Source organism: Acidisoma sp., assembly GCF_035492295.1.
GTDB lineage: Bacteria > Pseudomonadota > Alphaproteobacteria > Acetobacterales > Acetobacteraceae > Acidisoma.
Genome location: NZ_DATJJK010000160.1, coordinates 1 through 18,272 on the forward strand (window position 1 = coordinate 1; position 18,272 = coordinate 18,272).

Sequence of the window (18,272 nt, forward strand, 5' to 3'; positions counted from 1 at the left end):
GCCGCCCTTGAAATTCTGCACGGCAATGATCGAGACCGGATCCTCCGCGCCGCGCCAGGGTCGGGTGCCGAAAACCTCCCGCATTTGGTTGACCTCGGCGAGCGTATAGCCCACCCGGCGGCCAGACTGGGTGCGCTCCACGGCGGGAATACGCCCGTCCTTCTCTGCCTCACGGATGGCGGCGGTCGTGCGCCCGACGAGTTCGGCCACGCGCGTAATGGGGAAGCGTGGCGAATGGCGGGCGCCATTGTCCCGCAGGGCCTGGTCGCGCAGCCCTTCCAGCACGGACAGGCAGCGGCCGTAAATATCGCCCACTGCGCGCAGGGTTGCCGATTGTTGCCTGGTTTCTTGCATCGAGTCGCTCTCCACGGACGCGGAAAGCAGGGTAGGTCCGGGCTAGCGCTTGCGCAAGAGAAAGCCCACCGCCTTGATTATCGCAAATATGGCCGGTCGGGCTTTTCGGCTCGGTCTCGGCAGAGCCCTCTTGCAGACCTGCAAAATCCGCGCAACCTCTTGAAGCGCCGACAGAAATCGTCAACCCGTCAGAGGAGGAGGGACCGGATGCAAACGAATTGTCCGCGCTGCGGCGTCTCCCTGGTCTGCAATCCGGCGGGTGCCTGCTGGTGCAAGCAGGCGCGTCCCATAGTAGCGGTGCCCGCCGATCCTGCAGCCCGCTGTCTCTGCGCCACCTGTCTCGCCAAGCTGCTGCATCAGGCAGAGCTTGATGCCGGCTCCGAAACCCCAACCGGGGCGTGAGCGGACGGCAGGGCAGGGCAGGGCAGGGGCCTCTGTCACCGGAAGTCCTTGGCCGCACCCGCTACCTGCCCTATATTTTGCCTCGAACCAGGGCAAATTGACGGGCATCCCATGTCGGACATGACCAGCTTCCTGCAGGATACGGCAACGCCGGACGGCCTCATCGCGGCCGACCGCCTTTCCTCCATGCTGCATATCACGCGGGCGGAACTCGCGGTCACCCTCGGCCTGTCGCGGGATGCGGTCGCCAAGGCAACCCGCGCCGCCGCACCCGCCACCCAGTCGCGCCTGCGGGACATCGTCGAAATCCTCAACCGCGTGCGGCCCTGGGCGGGCTCACCGCAACAGGCCTTCGCCTGGTACCGCTCACAGCCGCTGCCCTCCTTCGGGGACCAGACGGCCGAGGCCCTGGTCAAGGAAGGCCGGGCCGAAGCGGTGAAGCGCTATCTCGATCGGGTCGCGGTCGGCGGCTACGCGTGAGGTTTCGCGGCTTGGTCTATCGTGCCCATCATCCGCGTTGGGCCTTTTCGCCGCTGTCGGGCGAGGGCGCGGCCCGGCACGGCGGCCGCTTCAATCCGCCGGGCATGCCGGCGCTCTACACGGCACGACGAATGCAGACAGCCTGGGCGGAAGCGCAGCAGGCCTTCCCCTTCAAGGCACAGCCGATGACCCTCTGCGCCTATGACGTCGATTGCACGGATGTGCTCGATCTCACCGACCCGGGGGAGCGGCGGGCGCAGGGTACCGACGGCACAAGCCTCGCCTGTCCCTGGGAAGATCTCGCGAGCCGCGGGCGGCAGCCACCCTCCTGGGAGCTCGCGCAGCGCCTGCGCGCGGCAGGCATCGCCGCGATCATCGTGCCGAGCTTCGCCGCCGGCGCCACGGAGGAGGATGTGAACATGGTCTTCTGGGACTGGGGCCCCGATCTACCGCATCTGCTGCGGGTGATCGATGACGAGGGGCGGCTGCCACGGGATGACCGGTCCTGGGGCGGGAAGGCGTGAGGCCGAGTCGCCTCGGGCGCCGTCAACGCCCGGCAAGGGACTCGGACCGTGGCGTGGACTTTACTGGGTGCTGTCCACAGGGAGCGTGGGGACTTTACTGGGGAAGGCTCGTGGACTCTTCTGGGAGGCCGAAATTCGGAAAATCAGACGAATCAAGGAGCTAGGCAGATCCATCCCGAGGACTTTACTGGTGACAGTACAAGTACAAAAAACCAAATAACTCCTTCAAATAGCTTGCCCCACTAAAGTCCACGGTGACATACCGCCCGAAATCGGACAATCTTGATCCATGGGAAAAGTTCACGACATTCTCGAGGCGAAAGGCAAGCAGGGTGCCCTGCTGGCCGATTTCGAGCGTGTCGTGGTGGAAGCCGCCGCCCAGTATCTGGGTGACGAAGAAAACAGTATCGGCTTTCTCTATTCAGGCTGGTGCCAGGCAGCCCTTCCGCACCGCAAGCTCCCCAATGAAGCCGGCTGGCAGATCGAGAGCGAGCGCATGGCGCTCGTCGTCGAACCTGGCATGCGGCCCATGCCCGGCGGCAAGCCTGAGGCCATCGGCGTCCCCTATGGCAGCCGGGCCCGCCTCATCATGATCTACCTGCAGAGCGAGGCCATCCGGACGCAATCGCGCGAAATCCTGCTCGGCCGCTCGCTCCGGGAATGGCTCACGAAGATGGGCATTCCCGTCGGTGGCAAAAGCCTGCGCGATGTGCGGGATCAGTGCGAGCGGATCAGCCGTTGCCGCCTCAGCCTCACCGTCCGCCAAGGCAGCCGCATCGGCATGACCAACCAGAACGTCGTCGATACCGCGATGTTCCTGGATGGAACGGAGCCCGGGCAGGGCAGCCTCTTCGTCGAAACTGCCCGTCTGTCGGAAGGCTTCTATGAGCAGTTGCAGCGTCACCCGGTGCCGCTTCAGGATGCGGCGATCCGGGCCATCGCCAATAACTCCATGGCGCTCGACGTCTATGCCTGGCTCGCCTACCGGTTGCATTCGCTGGACAAGCCGCGAACGATTTCCTGGAAGGCGATCAAGGCGCAGTTCGGCGCCGGCTATGCCCGCATGGACCATTTCAAGATGAATTTCCGGCCGACCCTGGCGCTCGCCCTCGCGGTCTATCCGGATGCGCGGGTGGGAGAGGACGACAAGGGCGCCGGCCTCGTGCTGCATCCTTCGCGCCCCCCGGTGCCCAGCCGCCTCGTCTCCATCCCGGGCAAGTAGCACCCAGTAAAGTCCACGGACGGGGAGGGGTGCCCCAGTAAAGTCCACGCGGCCCGGGCGATCCCAGTAAAGTCCACTCCGAAAGCGGCCTCACCGCGCCGTCGAATGCCAGATCGGGATTTTGCGGACCGACCCCGCCAGATATTCCTCGTAGAGCGCATCCATCCTGGTCAGCAGAAACTCCCCGAAATCCGCCGCGACCGCCTTGTCGATGGCGAGGGTGAAGGTTTGGTCGCCCCGGGTCACGCTCGCGACCGCTTGGCCGTTGCGGGCGCGCCATTCCCGCGGAACCGGCTTGGGCGCGGCCAGTGTCCGCTCCCTGCGGGTCAGATGCCGGTAGAGCATTTCGAAACGCCGGTCCGAAGCGGCGCCTATGAAATCAGGACACTCCAGCAGCGGATCGACCGGCCGTGCCACCGCCTGCGCGGCATAGGCGCGCGACAGATCGAGCCAGCGGTCCCGCCCGGCAGCAGGCGCCGGGCCCACCGCCTCCACGATATCGCTCGGCAGACGGTTCACCACCGAGATCAGGCGGGAGAGGGCGGTCTTGTCGATCGACAGCGCCTGCATGATCGTCGCGCGATCGTGCCCGGCATCCTCCAGCGCCTGCGCGAAGCGCCCACGCTCGATAAAGGAGAGATCGGCGCGCGCGCTGTTCTCCTGGCCTTGCGCAATGACGAGATCGCGGTCCGACAGCGGCTTGACGATGGTCCGCACCGGGCGGCCCAGCTCGGCGGCAGCCCGCAGGCGGCGATGGCCGAAAGCGACTTGGTAGCGCCCTTGCTCGGCCGGATGCGGGCGGACAAGGATCGGACTGTCCTGGCCCTTTTGGCCGATGCTGTCGCGCAGCCTGCGATAGCTCTCGTCCACGGGCTCCATCCGGTCGGCGATGGGCGAGCGCTCGATGGCTGCGGGGTCTAGCTCCAGGATCACTTCGCCGGCGGCAGGGTCCTCGGTCGCTGCAGGGGCGGGAGAACGCGGCTCTGGCCTGGCCCCGGTCGGGGGGCTCTCCCTCTCGGTCAGGCCCGCGGGCAAAGTCCTACGCGCCATCAGCATCTCCCCCAAGGTTGCATGGATTACGCTCCCGATTTCGCCCGTGACCGGAACGGCAATCCTTCTGTATCGGGAATAGCCCATTCGGTTGCAATTCGAAACGGAATTTCAGGGACATTTAAAGGCGGCGCGCCGGTCTCAGCAGCCACGTCCTCATTGGCCGCCCGGGCAAAAGTTGACAGCCGGCAACTCGTCGCAAAACGGACCTATCTGGCTTGGAGGCGTGGACTTTACTGGGTCCGGCCTACCTCGACATAGCCGCGCCGACGCTTCGCGGCCGCCAGCCGGTCGAGCGCCGCTGCTGCCGCCTGACGATCGGCGAAGACCTCCCGCCGCTCCCGACCGTCGGTGCCGATACGCCCCCAGGTCCGCAGCAGGAGCACAGTGCCAAAGAGATCGCTGATGACCTCCATGCGGTAGAAGCGCCGTTCGCGACGCTCCGGCCGGATGCGGCGAAGGGACAGGGCCATCGGTGGATCTCCCGGCACGCGGCCGGTCTAACCGCGGCGGCAGCCTAGCGGCTGCGCCCGGCGCCCAGGCGAGTCGATTGGGAATCGCTGCGATTCCGGAACCGCATGCCTAGAGGCTGTAGCCGGGCAGGCCGAAGGCCTGCTGGAAGTAGCTTCGGAAGGCCTGCATGGCCGGCGAGAAGATGGCATTCGCCCGCCAGGCGAGGCCCACATCCATCGGCGGCACAGGGTCTTGCACGGTGATGGTCTCGATCCGCCGCCCCTCGAGGGACCAGGGCCGATGCACCATATCGGAGAGGATGGCGACGCCGAGCCCGTTGGCCACCATTGAGCGCACGGCTTCGACCGAGGAGGTCCGGAGCAGGACCCGCGGCTGATGCGGCGTGTTGCTCCAGTATTTCAGGGAGGAATGGGCGGCCTCATCGACCGTCAGCATGATATAGGGCTCGCGCGCGATATCACGGAGGCCGACGCTGTCGAGCCGCAGCAGGCCGTGTTGCGCGGGCACCCACAGGCGCCGTACCGAGCTGATCAGGGTCTCGGTCGTGAGCATCGGATTGGTGATGTTGGAGGTTAGAAGCACCGAAATATCGTACTCGTTGGCGAGCAGACCTTCCTCGATCGATTCTCGATTGAGTTCGTGCAGATGGATGCGAATGCGCGGGAAGATTCGCCTGATCCGCTCGATATGCAGCGGCAGGAAGTAGCCGATCACGGTATAAGTGGCGGCGACGGACAGCTCCCCCTCGACATCGCCGACGAGAAGATTGAGATGCGTTGCCTCGTCGACCTTGGCCAGGATCTCATAGGCATGGGAGAGGAACTGCCGCCCGGCGGTGGTGAGCTCCATGCCCTGGGCGCTGCGGCTGAAGAGCGACGCGCCGACCGTGCGCTCCAACTCCTTGATCGCCGAAGTGACCGCCGACTGCGAGATCGCGAGGTCGATTGCGGCGTGGGAGACCTGGCCGCACTCTGCGGTTGCCACGAAGTAGCGCAACTGGCGTAAACTGAGACTCACGATCGCTTTTCCTCGCCGGATTGCTCGGGCATTTTCACTATATCTTAGGCAATACTTGCTCGATTGTTGAGCAAATCCGACACAAGCGACGCTTAGGCCGTTGTTTCGAAAGAAAACTTGGAAACGACAGGGGTATCGAATAAATTGATATTGCTCCGACGAAAATCATATTTTTCATGTAACCGGATTGTCAATAAGGTTCGCTCGTCAACCCCGGACAAGCCTCGCATGGGAGTTTTTGCGTGAAGCAGGTCGTCGACATCAATTGCGACATGGGTGAGGCTTTCGGCCGCTGGCGTATCGGCGATACGCGCGACGAGATCCTGATTCCCCTTATCAGCTCGGCCAATATCGCGACCGGATTCCATGCCGGTGACCCCAATCTGATGGACGAGATCGTGCGTCTCGCGACCGACCATGGCGTCGGGATCGGGGCGCATCCAGGCTATAACGATCTTCAGGGATTCGGACGCAGGCGGATCGACGGGTCGGCGAAGGAAATCGTCAACGACATCGTCTATCAGGTCGGTGCCTTGCGGGAGTTTGCGCGGCGCCACGGGGCCTTTCTGCAGCATGTGAAGCCGCATGGCGCGCTGTACATGGAGATGGCGGCGAGCGCGGAACTGTCGCAGCTTTTCATCCAGTATATGCGGGTTGTCGCGCCGAGCGTTCTCGTCTTCTGCCTGGCGGGAACGGCCACCGCCATCGCGGCCCAGGAGGCCGGGCATCCGATTGCGCGGGAATTCTATGCCGATCGGGACTATGAAGACAGCGGCTTGATTGTTTTCACCCGCGATGTCGGGCGACCGGACCCGAAGACGATCGCCCGCAAGGTCCTCCGCGCCTGCACGGAAGGCAAGGTGCGCAGCGTGTCGGGCAACGATATCGACGTGGCTTTCGAGACCATCTGTTTTCATTCGGATACGATCGGTGCCGCGGAGATCGCTCAGCAGATGCGGGACATGCTGATCGCGGAGGGCATTCGCATCGCCCCCGTTTCCGAGATCCTGAAAGATGAGACCGCAAGGAGGCCGCATGACCAAGCGTGAAATCCGTTCCTCGCTACCCGGCACCTTCTACCGTGCCTCGTCGCCGGACGTGCCGCCGTTCAAAGCCGACGGTGACGCGGTGGTGGCGGCCGACACCATCGGCCTCGTCGAGGTGATGAAGACCTTCGTCGCCATCGCGGCCGGAACCGACGGCGCCAACATCCGCTTCCTCGTCGAAAACGAGGAGCCAGTGATGGCGGGGCAGGTGATTGCGGAGGTCGAGGAATGACGATCCGCTCCGTCCTCATCGCCAATCGCGGTGAGATCGCGGTCCGCATCATCCGTGCAGCACAGGCGCTTGGGATCAGGACCGTTCAGGTCTACAGCGCCGCCGACGCGGATATGCTGGCGGTTCGGCTGGCGGATGAGGCGATCAATATCGGATCACCGGCGCCCAAGAAATCCTATCTTAACGGTGCCGCCATCGTGGCGGCGGCCCGCGCGGCGGGCGTCGATGCCGTGCATCCCGGCTACGGCTTTCTCTCCGAGAACGGCGATTTCGCCGATGCGGTGGAAGCGGCGGGCATGATCTTCATCGGCCCAAGCGGAGACGCCATTCGCCTGCTCGGCGACAAGGTACAGGCCCGGGCGGTTGCGGCCCGCGCCGGCGTGCCGACGGTGCCTGGCAGCGACGGGCGCATAGAGGATCTGGCGGCGGCCCGGGCAGTGATTGCCCGGACCGGCTTTCCCGTCATGATCAAGGCGGCGGCCGGTGGCGGCGGCCGCGGCATCCGCATCGCCCATTCCGAGGCCGAGTTCGAGCAGCAATTCCCTCTCGCCACCGCCGAGGCTCTGGCAGCCTTCGGCGACGGGGGCCTGTATCTTGAGAAAGTCGTGACCCGCGCGCGGCATGTCGAGGTGCAAATCTTCGGAGACGGCGACAGGGTGGTTCATTTCTTCGAACGGGAATGCTCGCTGCAGCGCCGGCGACAGAAGGTTTGGGAGGAGGCGCCCGCCGCCCGCCTGCCGGAGGCGGTGCGGACCCGCCTTTGCGCGAGCGCCGTGGCCCTCGCCGAGACCGTGCAATACCGGGGAGCCGGCACCGTCGAATTTCTCTATGACGAGACGACGCAGGACTTCTATTTCATCGAGGTCAATACCCGCATTCAGGTCGAGCATCCGGTGACCGAGATGATCACCGGCTTCGATCTCATGCAGGAGATGTTCAGGGTGGCGGGCGGGGCCCCTCTGTCCCTCCGTCAGGATCAGATCGTACGGCGCGGCCACGCGATCGAATGCCGGATCAACGCCGAGGATCCGTCGCGTGACTTCATGCCGGCTCCGGGGACGGTGACACGGCTGCGCGTGCCGGAAGGGGAGGGCATTCGTTTCGACACCATGCTCTACGAGGGCTATACCGTGCCGCCCTTCTACGATTCCCTGCTCGGCAAGCTCATCGTCTGGGCGGAGACCCGTGAGGCTTGCCTGGACACGCTCACCACCGCCCTGCAGGGGCTGGTGATCGACGGGGTGCCGACCACGATTCCGCTGCATCTGGCGCTCGCTGGAAACGCAGCCGTCCGCGCCAGCGATGTCCATACACGCTTTCTCGAAACCTGGCTGGAGACGGATGCCATCCTGCATTCCGATGACAGAGCGGAGGTTGCGTAATGGCGGCTCGATATAGTTTTGGCGGCGACGAGCATCTCTTCGTCGAGTGCAGCGAGGAGATGTCGCTCGCGGCCTTCTTTCAAAGCCTCTCGATCAGCCGGGGCGTGCGCGACAGCGGTATCCGCGGCGTGACCGAGATCTGCCCGGCCAATGCCTCGCTGCAGGTCAAGTTCGATCCGGATGTGATCAAGCCCGAAGATCTGTTGCAGGAGGTGCGGGCGATTGAAACCGCGGCCGCCCAGGCCGAGCCCGTGATCAGCACACGCATCGTCGAGATCCCCGTTTTCTACAACGACCCCTGGACCCATGAGACGCTGATGCGCTTCCGCGAGCGGCACCAGGAGCCGGGCGGCACTGATCTCGACTATGCCGCGCGCATCAACGGCTACGGCGCGGTTGACGACTTCATCGCGGCCCATGCCGGCTCGCCCTGGTTCGTCTCGATGGTCGGGTTCGTGGCGGGCTTGCCCTTCATGTATCAGATGGTGGACCGGCCGCGGCAGCTTGAGGTGCCAAAATATCTGCGCCCGCGCACCGATACGCCGAAACTGACCGTCGGCCATGGCGGCTGTTTCGGTTGCATCTATTCCGTGCGCGGGGCCGGTGGCTACCAGATGTTCGGCATTACGCCGATGCCGATTTTCGACCCGGCCCAGAAGACAAGCTACCTGCGCGATTTCATGGTCTTCTTCCGGCCGGGAGATATCGTGAAATTCAAGGCGATCGGCCGCGACGCTTATGATCAGGCGGTGGAGGAGGTCGAGCGTGGAACTTTTGCGCCGCCAATTCGCGAGGTGACGTTCGACCTACGCGAATTCCAGCAGGATATCGCGGGCTACAACGCAAAGCTGCAGGGGCTGCTCCATGACCATTAAGGTGTTGCATCAGGGCCTTGCGACGAGCGTTCAGGACCTCGGCAGGCCGGGCTATTTTCATCTCGGCATTCCGATGGGCGGTGCGATGGACCGCTACGCCCTGCGCGCCGCCAATCGCCTGGTGGGGAATGACGAGGGCGCGGCCGGCCTGGAAGCGGTTTTCATGGGGCCGAAGCTTGAGTTTCAGCGCGATGCCCTGGTGGCGGTTACGGGCGCCGAGATGCCGGTGCGGATTGACGGGCAGGAGCAGCCGGGCTGGACTGCCCTGCCGGTGAAAGCCGGGCAGGTGCTGAGCTTCGACTTTCTGAAATCGGGGGCGCGCATCTACATCGCGGTCTCGGGCGGCATCGACGTGCCGGAAGTGCTTGGCAGCCGTTCCACTTATGCGATCGGCGCCATGGGCGGCGTTGCGGGAAGGGCGATCCAGCTCGGCGACACACTGCCCCTCGGCGCGGCTGGAGCGGCCGCACCCGGCCGCACGGTGCCGGAGGCGTTGCGGCGTCTTCCCGGTACTCCGGCGGAGCTTCGCGTTCTTCCCGGCCTCTACTGGCACCGTCTTACCGCAGAGGCGCAGGCGAGTTTCTTTGCGGATGAGTGGAAGGTGGCGCCCGAGGCCGACCGCATGGGCTACCGTTTTCGTGGCGGCCGCAAGTTGGACTTCGTTCAACGGGACCAGCCCTTCGGCGCCGGGTCCGATCCCTCGAACATCGTGGACAGCTGTTACCCCTATGGCTCCATTCAGGTGCCCGGCGGCACGGAGCCCATCATCCTGCATCGCGATGCGGTGTCGGGCGGCGGCTACTTCATGCTCGGCACCGTGATTTCCGCCGACATGGACTTGATCGGACAACTGCAACCGCACACGCGGACGCGCTTCATCGAAGTTACGATGGAGCAGGCACTTGCCGCGCGGCATGAACGTGCATCGCTTCTGGAGACGCTACGCGCCCATCTCAACTGACACTTTGACCCAAGGAGACCAGATCTTGAAGAAGATTGCGACATCACTGGCGCTTTCGGCCGCTCTGGCAATGGGCTTTGCCGCTCGGGCCGAGGCCGGAAGCTGGTACCCCTATCCCGCGCAGAAGATCATGCCGCCCTTCGCGGCCGACGGCAAGCCGGTGGATTTCGACTACAGCCCGCTGGCCAAGGCCGACAAGGAGTGGAACATCTGCGTCTCCTTCCCGCATATGAAGGACGCCTACTGGCTCGGCGTCGACTATGGCGTGGTTGAAGAGGCAAAGGATCTGGGCGTGAAGCTCCATGTCGTGGAGGCCGGCGGCTATACCCAGCTTGCCCGGCAGATCTCGCAGATCGAGGACTGCGTGGCCGGCGGCGCCCAGGCCGTCATCATCGGTGCCATCTCCTATGACGGGCTCAATAATCTCGTCGGCGAGATCACCAAGAAGGGCGTTCCGGTGATCGACCTCGTCAATGGCATGTCCTCCCCCGACGTGACCGCGAAATCGCTGGTCTCCTTCTATACCATGGGGCAGGAGGCGGGCGCCTATCTCGCCAAGGCGCATCCTGCGGGCAGCGCCGCCGTCAAGGTCGGCTGGTTCCCGGGGCCGGCCGGCGCCGGCTGGGTGGAAGCGGCGAACAAGGGCTTCATGGACGCGGTGAAGGGATCGGCTATTCAGGTGCTCGGTCCGAAATACGGCGATACGGGCAAGGAGGTGCAGCTTCAGCTCGTCGAGAACCTGCTGCAGGCGGAGCCGGATATCCAGTATGTCGTGGGCACCGCGCCGACCGCGGAGGCTTCTCAGAGCCTGATCCGGGAACGCGGACTGGTGGGCAAGGTCCATCTCATGTCCTTCTACCTGACGCCCGGGGTCTATGATGGCATCAAGCGCGGCTTCATCATGGGCTCGCCCGCCGATTCCATGGTGATCCAGGGCCGCATCGCCGTCGATCAGGCGGTGCGGAAGCTGGAAGACAAGCCCTTCGTCAAGCATGTCGGGCCCAAGATCTTCATGCTCGACAGCAGCAATATCAAGACGGTGTCGCAGGCCGATATCCTGCCGCCCGATAGCTTCAAGCCGGTCTTTACCGTCAACTGATGGGTGTCACCTCAGTCGGGAGAGCAGAGCGATGACAGAGCGCAAGGTCCCGCTCGTTGCCATGTCCCAGGTCACGCGGCGCTTCCCTGGCGTCCTTGCGCTGGACCATGTCGATTTCGAACTGCTGGCCGGCGAGGTGCATGTCCTGTTCGGTGAGAATGGCGCCGGAAAGTCGACGCTGATCTCGATCCTGTCGGGCGTCTATCCGCCGAGTTCGGGGCGCATGACGATCGACGGCGAGGCGGTTGCCTTCTCCTCGGTCTCCGACGCCAGGGAGCGCGGCATCGCCGCGGTCTTCCAGGAGTTCTCCCTGGTGCCGACCTTGAGTGTTGCCAAGAACATCTTCCTGGGCAGCGAGCCCATGGCGGGCCCCTTCATCGACCACGCCCGGATGGAGCGGGAGGCACGGGCGCTGTTCGAGCGCCTGCGCTTCGATATCGACGTGCGGGCGACCGTGGGTTCTCTGTCGCGCGCGCAACAGCAGATGACGGAACTGGCCAAGGCGGTGCATGCCGAGGCGCGCATTCTCATCCTCGATGAGCCGACCGCGTCGCTCACCGAGCATGAGACGGCGACGCTGTTTCGCATCGTGGGCGAAGCCCGCGCCCGGGGTGTGGGCATCGTCTATATCTCGCACCGCATCCAGGAATTCGCCCAGATTGCCGATCGGGTGACCGTGCTGCGCGACGGGCGGCACATCGGAACCGTGCCGATCGCGGAGGCAACCCACAAACGGCTGGTGGAAATGATGACCGGCCGCGCGAGCGGCGACATCTATCCGGCGATCCGGCGCCCCGAGGCGCCGGTGACGGTTATGGCGTTGAGGGGACTTTCAGCCGGCACCCTGCGCGATATCGACATCGAGATCCGCGCGGGCGAGGTTTTGAGCGTCGCCGGCCTCGTCGGCAGCGGCAAGTCCCGCGCCTTTCGGGTGGCGCTCGGACTGCTGCCGATCTCGGGCGGCCGGGTCATGCTGCGGAACCGTGACGTCACGGGCTGGCCCACGCGCAAGCTGCTGCGGGAGGGCGTTTTCTATCTGCCGCCCGATCGCAAGGCCGAGGGTTTGATGCTGAGTGCGACGGCGCGGCAGAACCTCAACCTCGGGCTTCTGTTCCGCAGCGACGTGTCTGGCGCAGGGGGACTTTCCCGCAGCCGGATGCGGGTTCTGACCGACGGGATTGCCCGCCAGGTGGATCTGACCGAGGCCTTCATGGAGCGCCTCACCGGCAATCTCTCGGGTGGCAATCAACAGAAGGCCCTGTTCGGAAAAGGCTTCGGACAGGACTATGACATCTATATTTTCGACGAGCCGACGGTCGGCGTCGATATCGGCACGCGCGCGGTTCTCTACCGGCTCATCCGGGACATCGCCGAGGCGGGCAAGGCCGTGGTCGTGATCTCCTCGGACCTGCCGGAAGCGATGAACCTCGCGCACCGGCTTGTGGTTTTCGCCAATGGCCGGGTTTCGGCCGAACTGACCGGCGATGCGATCAACGAAAGCACTGTGTTGAAGGCATTTTTTGCGATGGACGAGGTGGCGGCATGACGGTGCGGGCGCAGGCCTTGGGGGAGGCGGGGCGGCCGGCGGCTTCCCCCTTGCGGATCGTGACGCTGCTCTTTCTGCGTGCCGGCGTGCTGCCCTTCTTTCTGGTGGCCGCACTCGTCATCTTCAGCATCGCCGCGCCGCATTTCTGCACCGTGCAGAATCTGACCGATGTCGCCCGCCAGTCCGTCTACCTGGTGCTGGTCTCGCTCGGCCAGATGCTGGTGCTGATCACCGGCGGCTTCGATCTCTCGGTCGGAACCGCCATCGCGCTGACCTCGGTGGTCTCGGCCACGGTCATGGTGGCGGCGCATGGTGTCTTTCCCCATGCCGAGGGACTGGTCATCGCGCTCGGCCTGCTGGGCGGACTTTGCGCGGCCCTCGTCATCGGGGTCGCGAACGGCATCGGCGTCTCGGTCTTCGGTGTCTCGCCCTTCATCATGACGCTCGGCGTGCAGTCGGTCGGCGCCGGCATCGCGCTGTTCCTGACCGGCGGCGTGCCCATCGGCAATCTGCCCGATGCCTTCGGCGACATCCTGGGTTTCGGCCGGATCGCTGGCATTCCGGTGCCGGTCCTGGTCGCGCTTGTCGCCATGATCGTGATGTGGGTGGTGATGAACCGCATGCGGATGGGCGCGCAAATCTACGCCGTCGGCGGCAATGTCAAAGCAGCACATCTGTCCGGCATCCACACGGGGCGGACGCTGTTCATCGCCTATCTCGCCTGCGCGGTCCTGGCGTCCATCGCCGGCATGCTGCTGACGGCGCGTGTCAACAGCGGCGAGACCGACCTCGGCAGTTCGATCGCGCTGCAATCGATCGCCGCCTGCGTCATCGCCGGGGTATCGCTGCGCGGCGGCATCGGCCGGGTTGAGAGCGTGGTGCTCGGCGCCTTCTTCATCACCCTGGTGCAGAACGGGATGGATGTCATGCAGGTCGGATCGTACATGCAGATGGTGCTGCTGGGCAGCCTGCTGATCGTGGCGGTGATCGTCGATCAACTGCGCTACCGCATGCTGCTGGGGCGCAGCTAAACGACACAACAGCATTGAGAGGATATGACGAGCATGGTTTCCGACATCAGGGCAGCCGCAGGGGTTTGGACGACCGGGCGCCGCGGAGTTGCGGGCAGCATTCTGCTCGCCCTTGCGGGATCATCGGCGCTGTGGATTTCGGCCAAGATCGCCGTGCCCTTCTATCCCGTGCCGATGACGATGCAGAGCCTGGTCGTGCTGCTCATCGGAACTGCCTATGGATGGCGGCTGGGGGTGGCGACGCTGGCCCTCTATCTCGTCGAAGGAGCCACGGGCCTGCCGGTTTTCGCCGGCACGCCGGAACGCGGACTGGGCCTTGCCTATATGGCGGGACCCACAGCGGGCTATCTGCTCGGCTATGTTCTGGCGGCGGCGCTCTGCGGCTGGTGCGCCGACCGGGGCTGGACCCGAGGCCTGGCGCGCACGGCGGCGGCGATTCTGGCCGCGACCCTCGTCATCGACCTCGCCGGCTTTGCCTGGCTCGGCCTTTCTCTGGGCTGGGACAAGCCGGTTTTCACCTGGGGGCTGCTGCCCTTCCTGCCGGGTGACCTGACCAAGGCGGCGCTCGCGGTGGCCCTGGTGACAGCGGGCCGTCGCATGATGGAACAGCCGCGCTAGCGAAGAGGGGGGAGGGCGCCATGCCGCAGGCACGCCTGTTTCGCCCGACGCGCCTGGCGGAGGCGGTCGCCATTCTCGGGGAGCACGCGGGGTCTGCCGCACCGCTTGCCGGAGCCACGTGGATGATGCGTGCGCCGATCCGGGGAGAGGCAGGGCACGCGGCCTATGTTGCGCTCGGCGGCATCGACGCATTGCGGCAGGTGAGGGTAACGGAGGGTGAGGTCGCGCTCGGCGCGGCGGTGACGCATGCGGCCGTTGTCGCCGCACTCGCCGGGCTCGCGGATTGCGCGGGCCTCGCCTCGGCGGCGGCGATGGCGGCCAATCCCGCCATTCGCCAGGTCGCCACCCTGGGCGGCAATCTCTGTGCCGCATCCTTCGCCGCGGCGGACCTTGTTCCCGCTTTGCTGTGCCTCGACGCGGTGGTGGACCTTGCCTCGCCACAAGGCGAGGAGAGCCTCGATCTCGCCGAATTCCTGCTCAGGCGGCCGCATCTGGCACCCGGCACGGTGCTGAGCCGGGTTCGCTTCGCCCGCCGCGCGCAGCGGACGGCCCATATCCGCCTGCCCCTGCGCAAGGCGGGGGACTATCCGGTGGCAATCGTCAGCCTCGCCGTGCGGCACGGGGCCGATGGGCAGATTGCGACGTCACGCGTTGCCGTGGGGTCGGTGGAGCCGGTGGCGCGGCGATGGCCGGCGGTGGAAGCGGCGCTCACCCGTCTCGACCCGGAGGCAGCGGCCGAGGCTGCCCGCGCCCATGCCGGCGACTGGCAGGGGCGCGACGGCGTGGAGGCGCCGGGCTGGTATCGCGTTCAGGTTCTGCCGGCACTTCTGCGCCGTGCCGTGCACAGACTGGGTGATCGGTCATGACGGAAGGACAGCCCCCATGCCACTCGTTCTGACCATCAACGGTGAGGAGCGTGTCCTGGCATCGGACGGCATGCGGCCGCTCGTCGACGTCTTGCGAGACGATTGCGCGCTCACCGGCGCCAAGACCGTGTGCCGAGAAGGGTTCTGCGGCGCCTGCACGGTATTGATGGACGGGGCGCCGGTCGCCTCCTGCCTGATGCCGGCGGGGCTTGCGGAGGGGCGCGCCATCCGCACCGTGGAATCGCTCAGCCCTGATGGAATGCCCTCCGCGCTGCAGCAGGCGATGGAGGACTTCGACGCCGTGCAATGCGGCATGTGTTTTCCCGGCATGATGATGAGCCTCACCTTTGTTCTCGAGCAGAAGCCGCAAGCCAGCCGTGAGGATGTCCGCGCGGCGCTTGCCGGCAATATCTGCCGCTGCACCGGCTATGAGCGCATTGTCGATGCGGCCATGTCGGTCATCGGTGGGGAGAGGTCTCATCCATGACGACGCCATCGGACGCGGTCATGAACCTGCCGCGACGGGACGCGCGCGACAAGTTGCAGGGGCGCACCCGCTATACGGTCGATCGCGCCGTGTCCGGCATGCTGCACGCGGTGCAGCTGCGCGCGGCGGTGCCTTCTGCCCGCATCGTCAGCCTCGATACCGCGGCCGCGCGGCGGATGCCGGGTGTGCGCGCCATCGCGACGTCCGAAGATGCGCCGGGGCGGCACGGTATCGGCATTGCCGATCATCCGCTCTTTGCCGTGGACCGCGTCCGGTATGACGGCGAGCCATTGGCAGCCGTCGCCGCCGATACCTTCGAGCAGGCGGTGGCGGCGGCGGCGGCGATCGTCGTGGTGCTGGAGCCTTTGCCCGCCGTCCTCACCATGGCGGACGCACTCGCCGACGGGGCGCCGCTCGTGCATCCCGACTGGAGAGCCTACGAGGTGCTGCTGGAAGGCGGCGCCCATGCCGGGAATGTCGCTTGGGAGGCGACCGTGGTGCGTGGCGATACCGACGCCACCTTCGCCCGGCCGGACGTGCGCATCGTCGAAAGCCGCTTCCGCAATGGCCGGCAAAATCACCTCTCCTTCGAACCTCGCGCGGTGGTGGCCTCCTTCGAGGACGGGCGCTACCATATCGAGACATCGACGCAGGTGCCCTGGACCGTGCGGAACGTTACGGCGCGGGTGCTGGGGGTTCCCCCCGCGCAGGTTCGCGTCACCGTGCCCGCCGTGGGCGGTGCTTTCGGACTCAAGTTCGATTGCTCGCTGGAGCCTTTCGCGGCGATCCTGGCGCGCAAATCCGGGCGGCCGGTTCGTCTTGTCAATTCCCGGCAGGAGGAGATGCTGACCTGCCTGGCCCGGGAAAACGCCGAAATCACCATCCGCTCGGCGATAGACGCGGCGGGCGAGATCGTCGGCCGCGAGGCTGTCGTGCTGATGGACTGCGGCGCCTATGGCGGAGAGCAGATTTTCCTGACCACGATGACGGCCCATACGCTCGGCGGCAATTACCGTCTCGGTTCGGTCAAGCTCGTCTCCCGCGCGGTTTATACCAATACGGCGCCCAACGGCGCCTTCCGCGCCTGCAACGGCACCTATAATACCTTCGCGCTGGAGCGGCATACGGATGAGATCTGTGCGGCGATCGGCATGGACCCGCTGGAGTTTCGGCGGCGCAATGTCTTGGGTGACCGCGACCTGGGGGCAACCGGCCAGGTCTTCGAAGGCGATGTGCTGGGGCCGATGCTCGACCGCATGACCGTCTTGCGCGCGGAAAAACCCGCTGCCCCGGCGCCGGCGGACGGACGGTTGTACGGCCGGGCAACGACGGTCGGCACCTGGTTCATTTTCGTAGGACCCTCGGCGGCCACGATCAATCTCAACGCCGATGGCAGCGCCACGCTGATCACGAGCGGGGTCGAGATCGGCTCCGGCACCATGGTGCAGTCCTTGCCGCAGATTGTGGCCAGCGAGCTGGGCCTGACGCCGGAACAGGTGATCGTGCGGGCGGCGGACACCGATGCGGCCGGCTACGATCTCGGGGTAGGGGGCGGGCGCACCACGGTGTCGATCGGGGCGGCGAGCCGCGCGGCGGCGGCGGATGTACGCCAGAAGCTGCTCGGCGTTGCGAGCGAAATGCTGCAGACGCCGCCGGAACGCCTGAGCCTCCACCGCGGGCGGGTAGAGATCACTGGCCTTCCAGGCTCGGGCGCCACGATCGCCGAGGTCGTCTCCCGCGCGCATGCGGTGATGGGGCCACTTGCCGGCAGCGGCGCTTTCACCAAGCCGGGGGTGACCGCCATGGCGGGCTGTGCCGCCGGGCATTTCATCGACGCGATCGACATTCCGGTCTTCGCCGTTCATGACTGCGAGGTGGCGGTAGACCGGGACACCGGCCATGTCGAGGTGCTGCGCTATCGCGTGGTGCAGGATGTCGGTCGCGCCCTCAACCCCCGTGCCATTCATGGCCAAATTCAGGGCGGTGTCGTGCAGGGGCTTGGCTACGCGCTGCACGAGGAGATGACGATCGGCGTGGACGGGCGCATTTGCCAGAGCAGCCTCGAGACCTACCGCGTACCGCTGGCGCAGGACGTGGTGCCGGTCGAGATCGTGCTGCATGAAGGCGCACCGTCCATCGGGCCGCTCGGCAGCAAGGGTGCGGGGGAGGTGCCGATCCTCAATGTCGCGGCAACGATTGCCTGCGCTGTTGCCCAGGCGACGGGCAAGCGGGTGCAGGAAATACCGCTGACCCCGCCGCGCGTACTGGCCCTGTTGCTGGATCGCACGCCGCCGCTCGACTTTCCCCATATCCGGAATGACTGGCGGGCGAACGTTCTGGGGGGCGGAGTGGCCGCCCGGCGCTAGCCTGGGATCGGAATGTCAAAGCAAGACTTCCGGGCAACACTTATGGGCAAGACTTCCGGCGGAAACAAAATGTGAACATACGAGCGGGGTAGTGCCTTCTCGCATTTTGTCGCGATTCTCACCTTGACGTGAGGGGGCGAAGGCGCGAATCACAGTGCCGGTTTTTGCGTGAAGCAAATCTCGGCACCAGGCCCCTTCGGCGGAGCCCGGACCCTGGTTCGCGATGTCCTGCCTGCCATC

General features: G+C 65.7%; 19 protein-coding genes and 1 pseudogene. 16 read left to right on the forward strand and 4 right to left on the reverse strand.

The features are described from left to right. Window positions 1-354 (reverse strand): annotated as a pseudogene (locus VL752_RS11410) (chromosome partitioning protein); the annotation flags it as partial. A gap of 207 nt (window positions 355-561) precedes the next feature. Between VL752_RS11410 and VL752_RS11415 the strand changes: the two are divergent. The 4 genes from VL752_RS11415 (at window position 562) to VL752_RS11430 (ending at window position 2,982) form a co-directional block, all read left to right on the forward strand. Then, window positions 562-756: a hypothetical protein gene (locus tag VL752_RS11415; protein ID WP_325355250.1), complete on the forward strand. Its 195-nt coding sequence runs from the start codon at window positions 562-564 to the stop codon at window positions 754-756. Window positions 757-867: 111 nt separating this feature from the next. Beyond that, window positions 868-1,236: an antitoxin Xre/MbcA/ParS toxin-binding domain-containing protein gene (locus tag VL752_RS11420; RefSeq protein WP_325355252.1), complete on the forward strand. Its 369-nt coding sequence runs from the start codon at window positions 868-870 to the stop codon at window positions 1,234-1,236. Between the two features lie 11 nt (window positions 1,237-1,247). After that, complete coding sequence (locus tag VL752_RS11425) at window positions 1,248-1,760, forward strand: RES family NAD+ phosphorylase (protein WP_325355254.1); 513 nt, start codon at window positions 1,248-1,250, stop codon at window positions 1,758-1,760. A gap of 289 nt (window positions 1,761-2,049) precedes the next feature. Further along, on the forward strand, window positions 2,050-2,982 hold the full coding sequence (locus tag VL752_RS11430) for a replication protein RepA (RefSeq protein ID WP_325355256.1): 933 nt from the start codon (window positions 2,050-2,052) through the stop codon (window positions 2,980-2,982). 90 nt (window positions 2,983-3,072) lie between these two features. Here the strand turns inward: VL752_RS11430 and repB are convergent, their stop codons facing one another. The 3 genes from repB to VL752_RS11445 all read right to left on the reverse strand — a co-directional run bounded on the left by repB (window position 3,073) and on the right by VL752_RS11445 (window position 5,523). Beyond that, on the reverse strand, window positions 3,073-4,032 hold the full coding sequence (gene repB / locus VL752_RS11435; RefSeq protein ID WP_325355257.1) for a plasmid partitioning protein RepB: 960 nt from the start codon (window positions 4,030-4,032) through the stop codon (window positions 3,073-3,075). 233 nt (window positions 4,033-4,265) lie between these two features. Beyond that, complete coding sequence (locus VL752_RS11440) at window positions 4,266-4,505, reverse strand: WGR domain-containing protein (RefSeq protein ID WP_325355259.1); 240 nt, start codon at window positions 4,503-4,505, stop codon at window positions 4,266-4,268. Between the two features lie 109 nt (window positions 4,506-4,614). Next, window positions 4,615-5,523 carry a LysR family transcriptional regulator gene (locus VL752_RS11445; protein WP_325355261.1) on the reverse strand — a complete coding sequence of 303 codons (909 nt, stop codon included), beginning with the start codon at window positions 5,521-5,523 and terminating at the stop codon, window positions 4,615-4,617. A 242-nt stretch (window positions 5,524-5,765) separates the two neighbouring features. On the opposite strand from VL752_RS11445, the gene VL752_RS11450 reads away from it, so the two are divergent. Genes VL752_RS11450 through VL752_RS11505 form a run of 12 tightly spaced genes read left to right on the forward strand, consistent with a single transcriptional unit; the run spans window position 5,766 to window position 18,032 of the window. Continuing rightward, a complete protein-coding gene (locus VL752_RS11450) occupies window positions 5,766-6,572 on the forward strand; it encodes a 5-oxoprolinase subunit PxpA (RefSeq protein ID WP_325355263.1) in 807 nt (268 codons plus the stop codon). After that, the gene (locus tag VL752_RS11455) at window positions 6,559-6,801 is read left to right on the forward strand and encodes an acetyl-CoA carboxylase (protein ID WP_325355265.1); all 243 of its coding nucleotides are present in this window, start codon (window positions 6,559-6,561) and stop codon (window positions 6,799-6,801) included. The genes VL752_RS11450 and VL752_RS11455 overlap by 14 nt, the downstream gene beginning before the upstream one ends. Continuing rightward, window positions 6,798-8,183 (forward strand): acetyl-CoA carboxylase biotin carboxylase subunit, encoded by a 1,386-nt coding sequence (locus VL752_RS11460; RefSeq protein ID WP_325355267.1) that lies wholly within the window; start codon window positions 6,798-6,800, stop codon window positions 8,181-8,183. The genes VL752_RS11455 and VL752_RS11460 overlap by 4 nt, the downstream gene beginning before the upstream one ends. Then, complete coding sequence (locus VL752_RS11465; RefSeq protein WP_325355269.1) at window positions 8,183-9,058, forward strand: 5-oxoprolinase subunit B family protein; 876 nt, start codon at window positions 8,183-8,185, stop codon at window positions 9,056-9,058. The genes VL752_RS11460 and VL752_RS11465 overlap by 1 nt, the downstream gene beginning before the upstream one ends. Next, a complete protein-coding gene (locus tag VL752_RS11470) occupies window positions 9,048-10,019 on the forward strand; it encodes a biotin-dependent carboxyltransferase family protein (protein ID WP_325355271.1) in 972 nt (323 codons plus the stop codon). The genes VL752_RS11465 and VL752_RS11470 overlap by 11 nt, the downstream gene beginning before the upstream one ends. A 25-nt stretch (window positions 10,020-10,044) precedes the next feature. Continuing rightward, the gene (torT, locus tag VL752_RS11475; RefSeq protein WP_325355273.1) at window positions 10,045-11,118 is read left to right on the forward strand and encodes a TMAO reductase system periplasmic protein TorT; all 1,074 of its coding nucleotides are present in this window, start codon (window positions 10,045-10,047) and stop codon (window positions 11,116-11,118) included. Between the two features lie 31 nt (window positions 11,119-11,149). Further along, window positions 11,150-12,664: a sugar ABC transporter ATP-binding protein gene (locus tag VL752_RS11480; RefSeq protein ID WP_325355275.1), complete on the forward strand. Its 1,515-nt coding sequence runs from the start codon at window positions 11,150-11,152 to the stop codon at window positions 12,662-12,664. Then, the gene (locus VL752_RS11485) at window positions 12,661-13,695 is read left to right on the forward strand and encodes an ABC transporter permease (protein WP_325355277.1); all 1,035 of its coding nucleotides are present in this window, start codon (window positions 12,661-12,663) and stop codon (window positions 13,693-13,695) included. Before VL752_RS11480 ends, VL752_RS11485 begins: the two co-directional genes overlap by 4 nt. A gap of 33 nt (window positions 13,696-13,728) precedes the next feature. Continuing rightward, a complete protein-coding gene (locus tag VL752_RS11490; RefSeq protein ID WP_325355279.1) occupies window positions 13,729-14,313 on the forward strand; it encodes a biotin transporter BioY in 585 nt (194 codons plus the stop codon). Window positions 14,314-14,333: 20 nt separating this feature from the next. Beyond that, window positions 14,334-15,179: an FAD binding domain-containing protein gene (locus tag VL752_RS11495; protein ID WP_325355281.1), complete on the forward strand. Its 846-nt coding sequence runs from the start codon at window positions 14,334-14,336 to the stop codon at window positions 15,177-15,179. A gap of 16 nt (window positions 15,180-15,195) precedes the next feature. Next, window positions 15,196-15,666, forward strand: coding sequence for a (2Fe-2S)-binding protein (locus VL752_RS11500; protein ID WP_325355283.1), 471 nt, complete (start codon window positions 15,196-15,198; stop codon window positions 15,664-15,666). Beyond that, window positions 15,663-18,032, forward strand: a complete 2,370-nt coding sequence (locus VL752_RS11505; RefSeq protein WP_325355285.1) for a xanthine dehydrogenase family protein molybdopterin-binding subunit — start codon at window positions 15,663-15,665, stop codon at window positions 18,030-18,032. Before VL752_RS11500 ends, VL752_RS11505 begins: the two co-directional genes overlap by 4 nt. The last annotated feature ends 240 nt before the right edge of the window (window positions 18,033-18,272 follow it).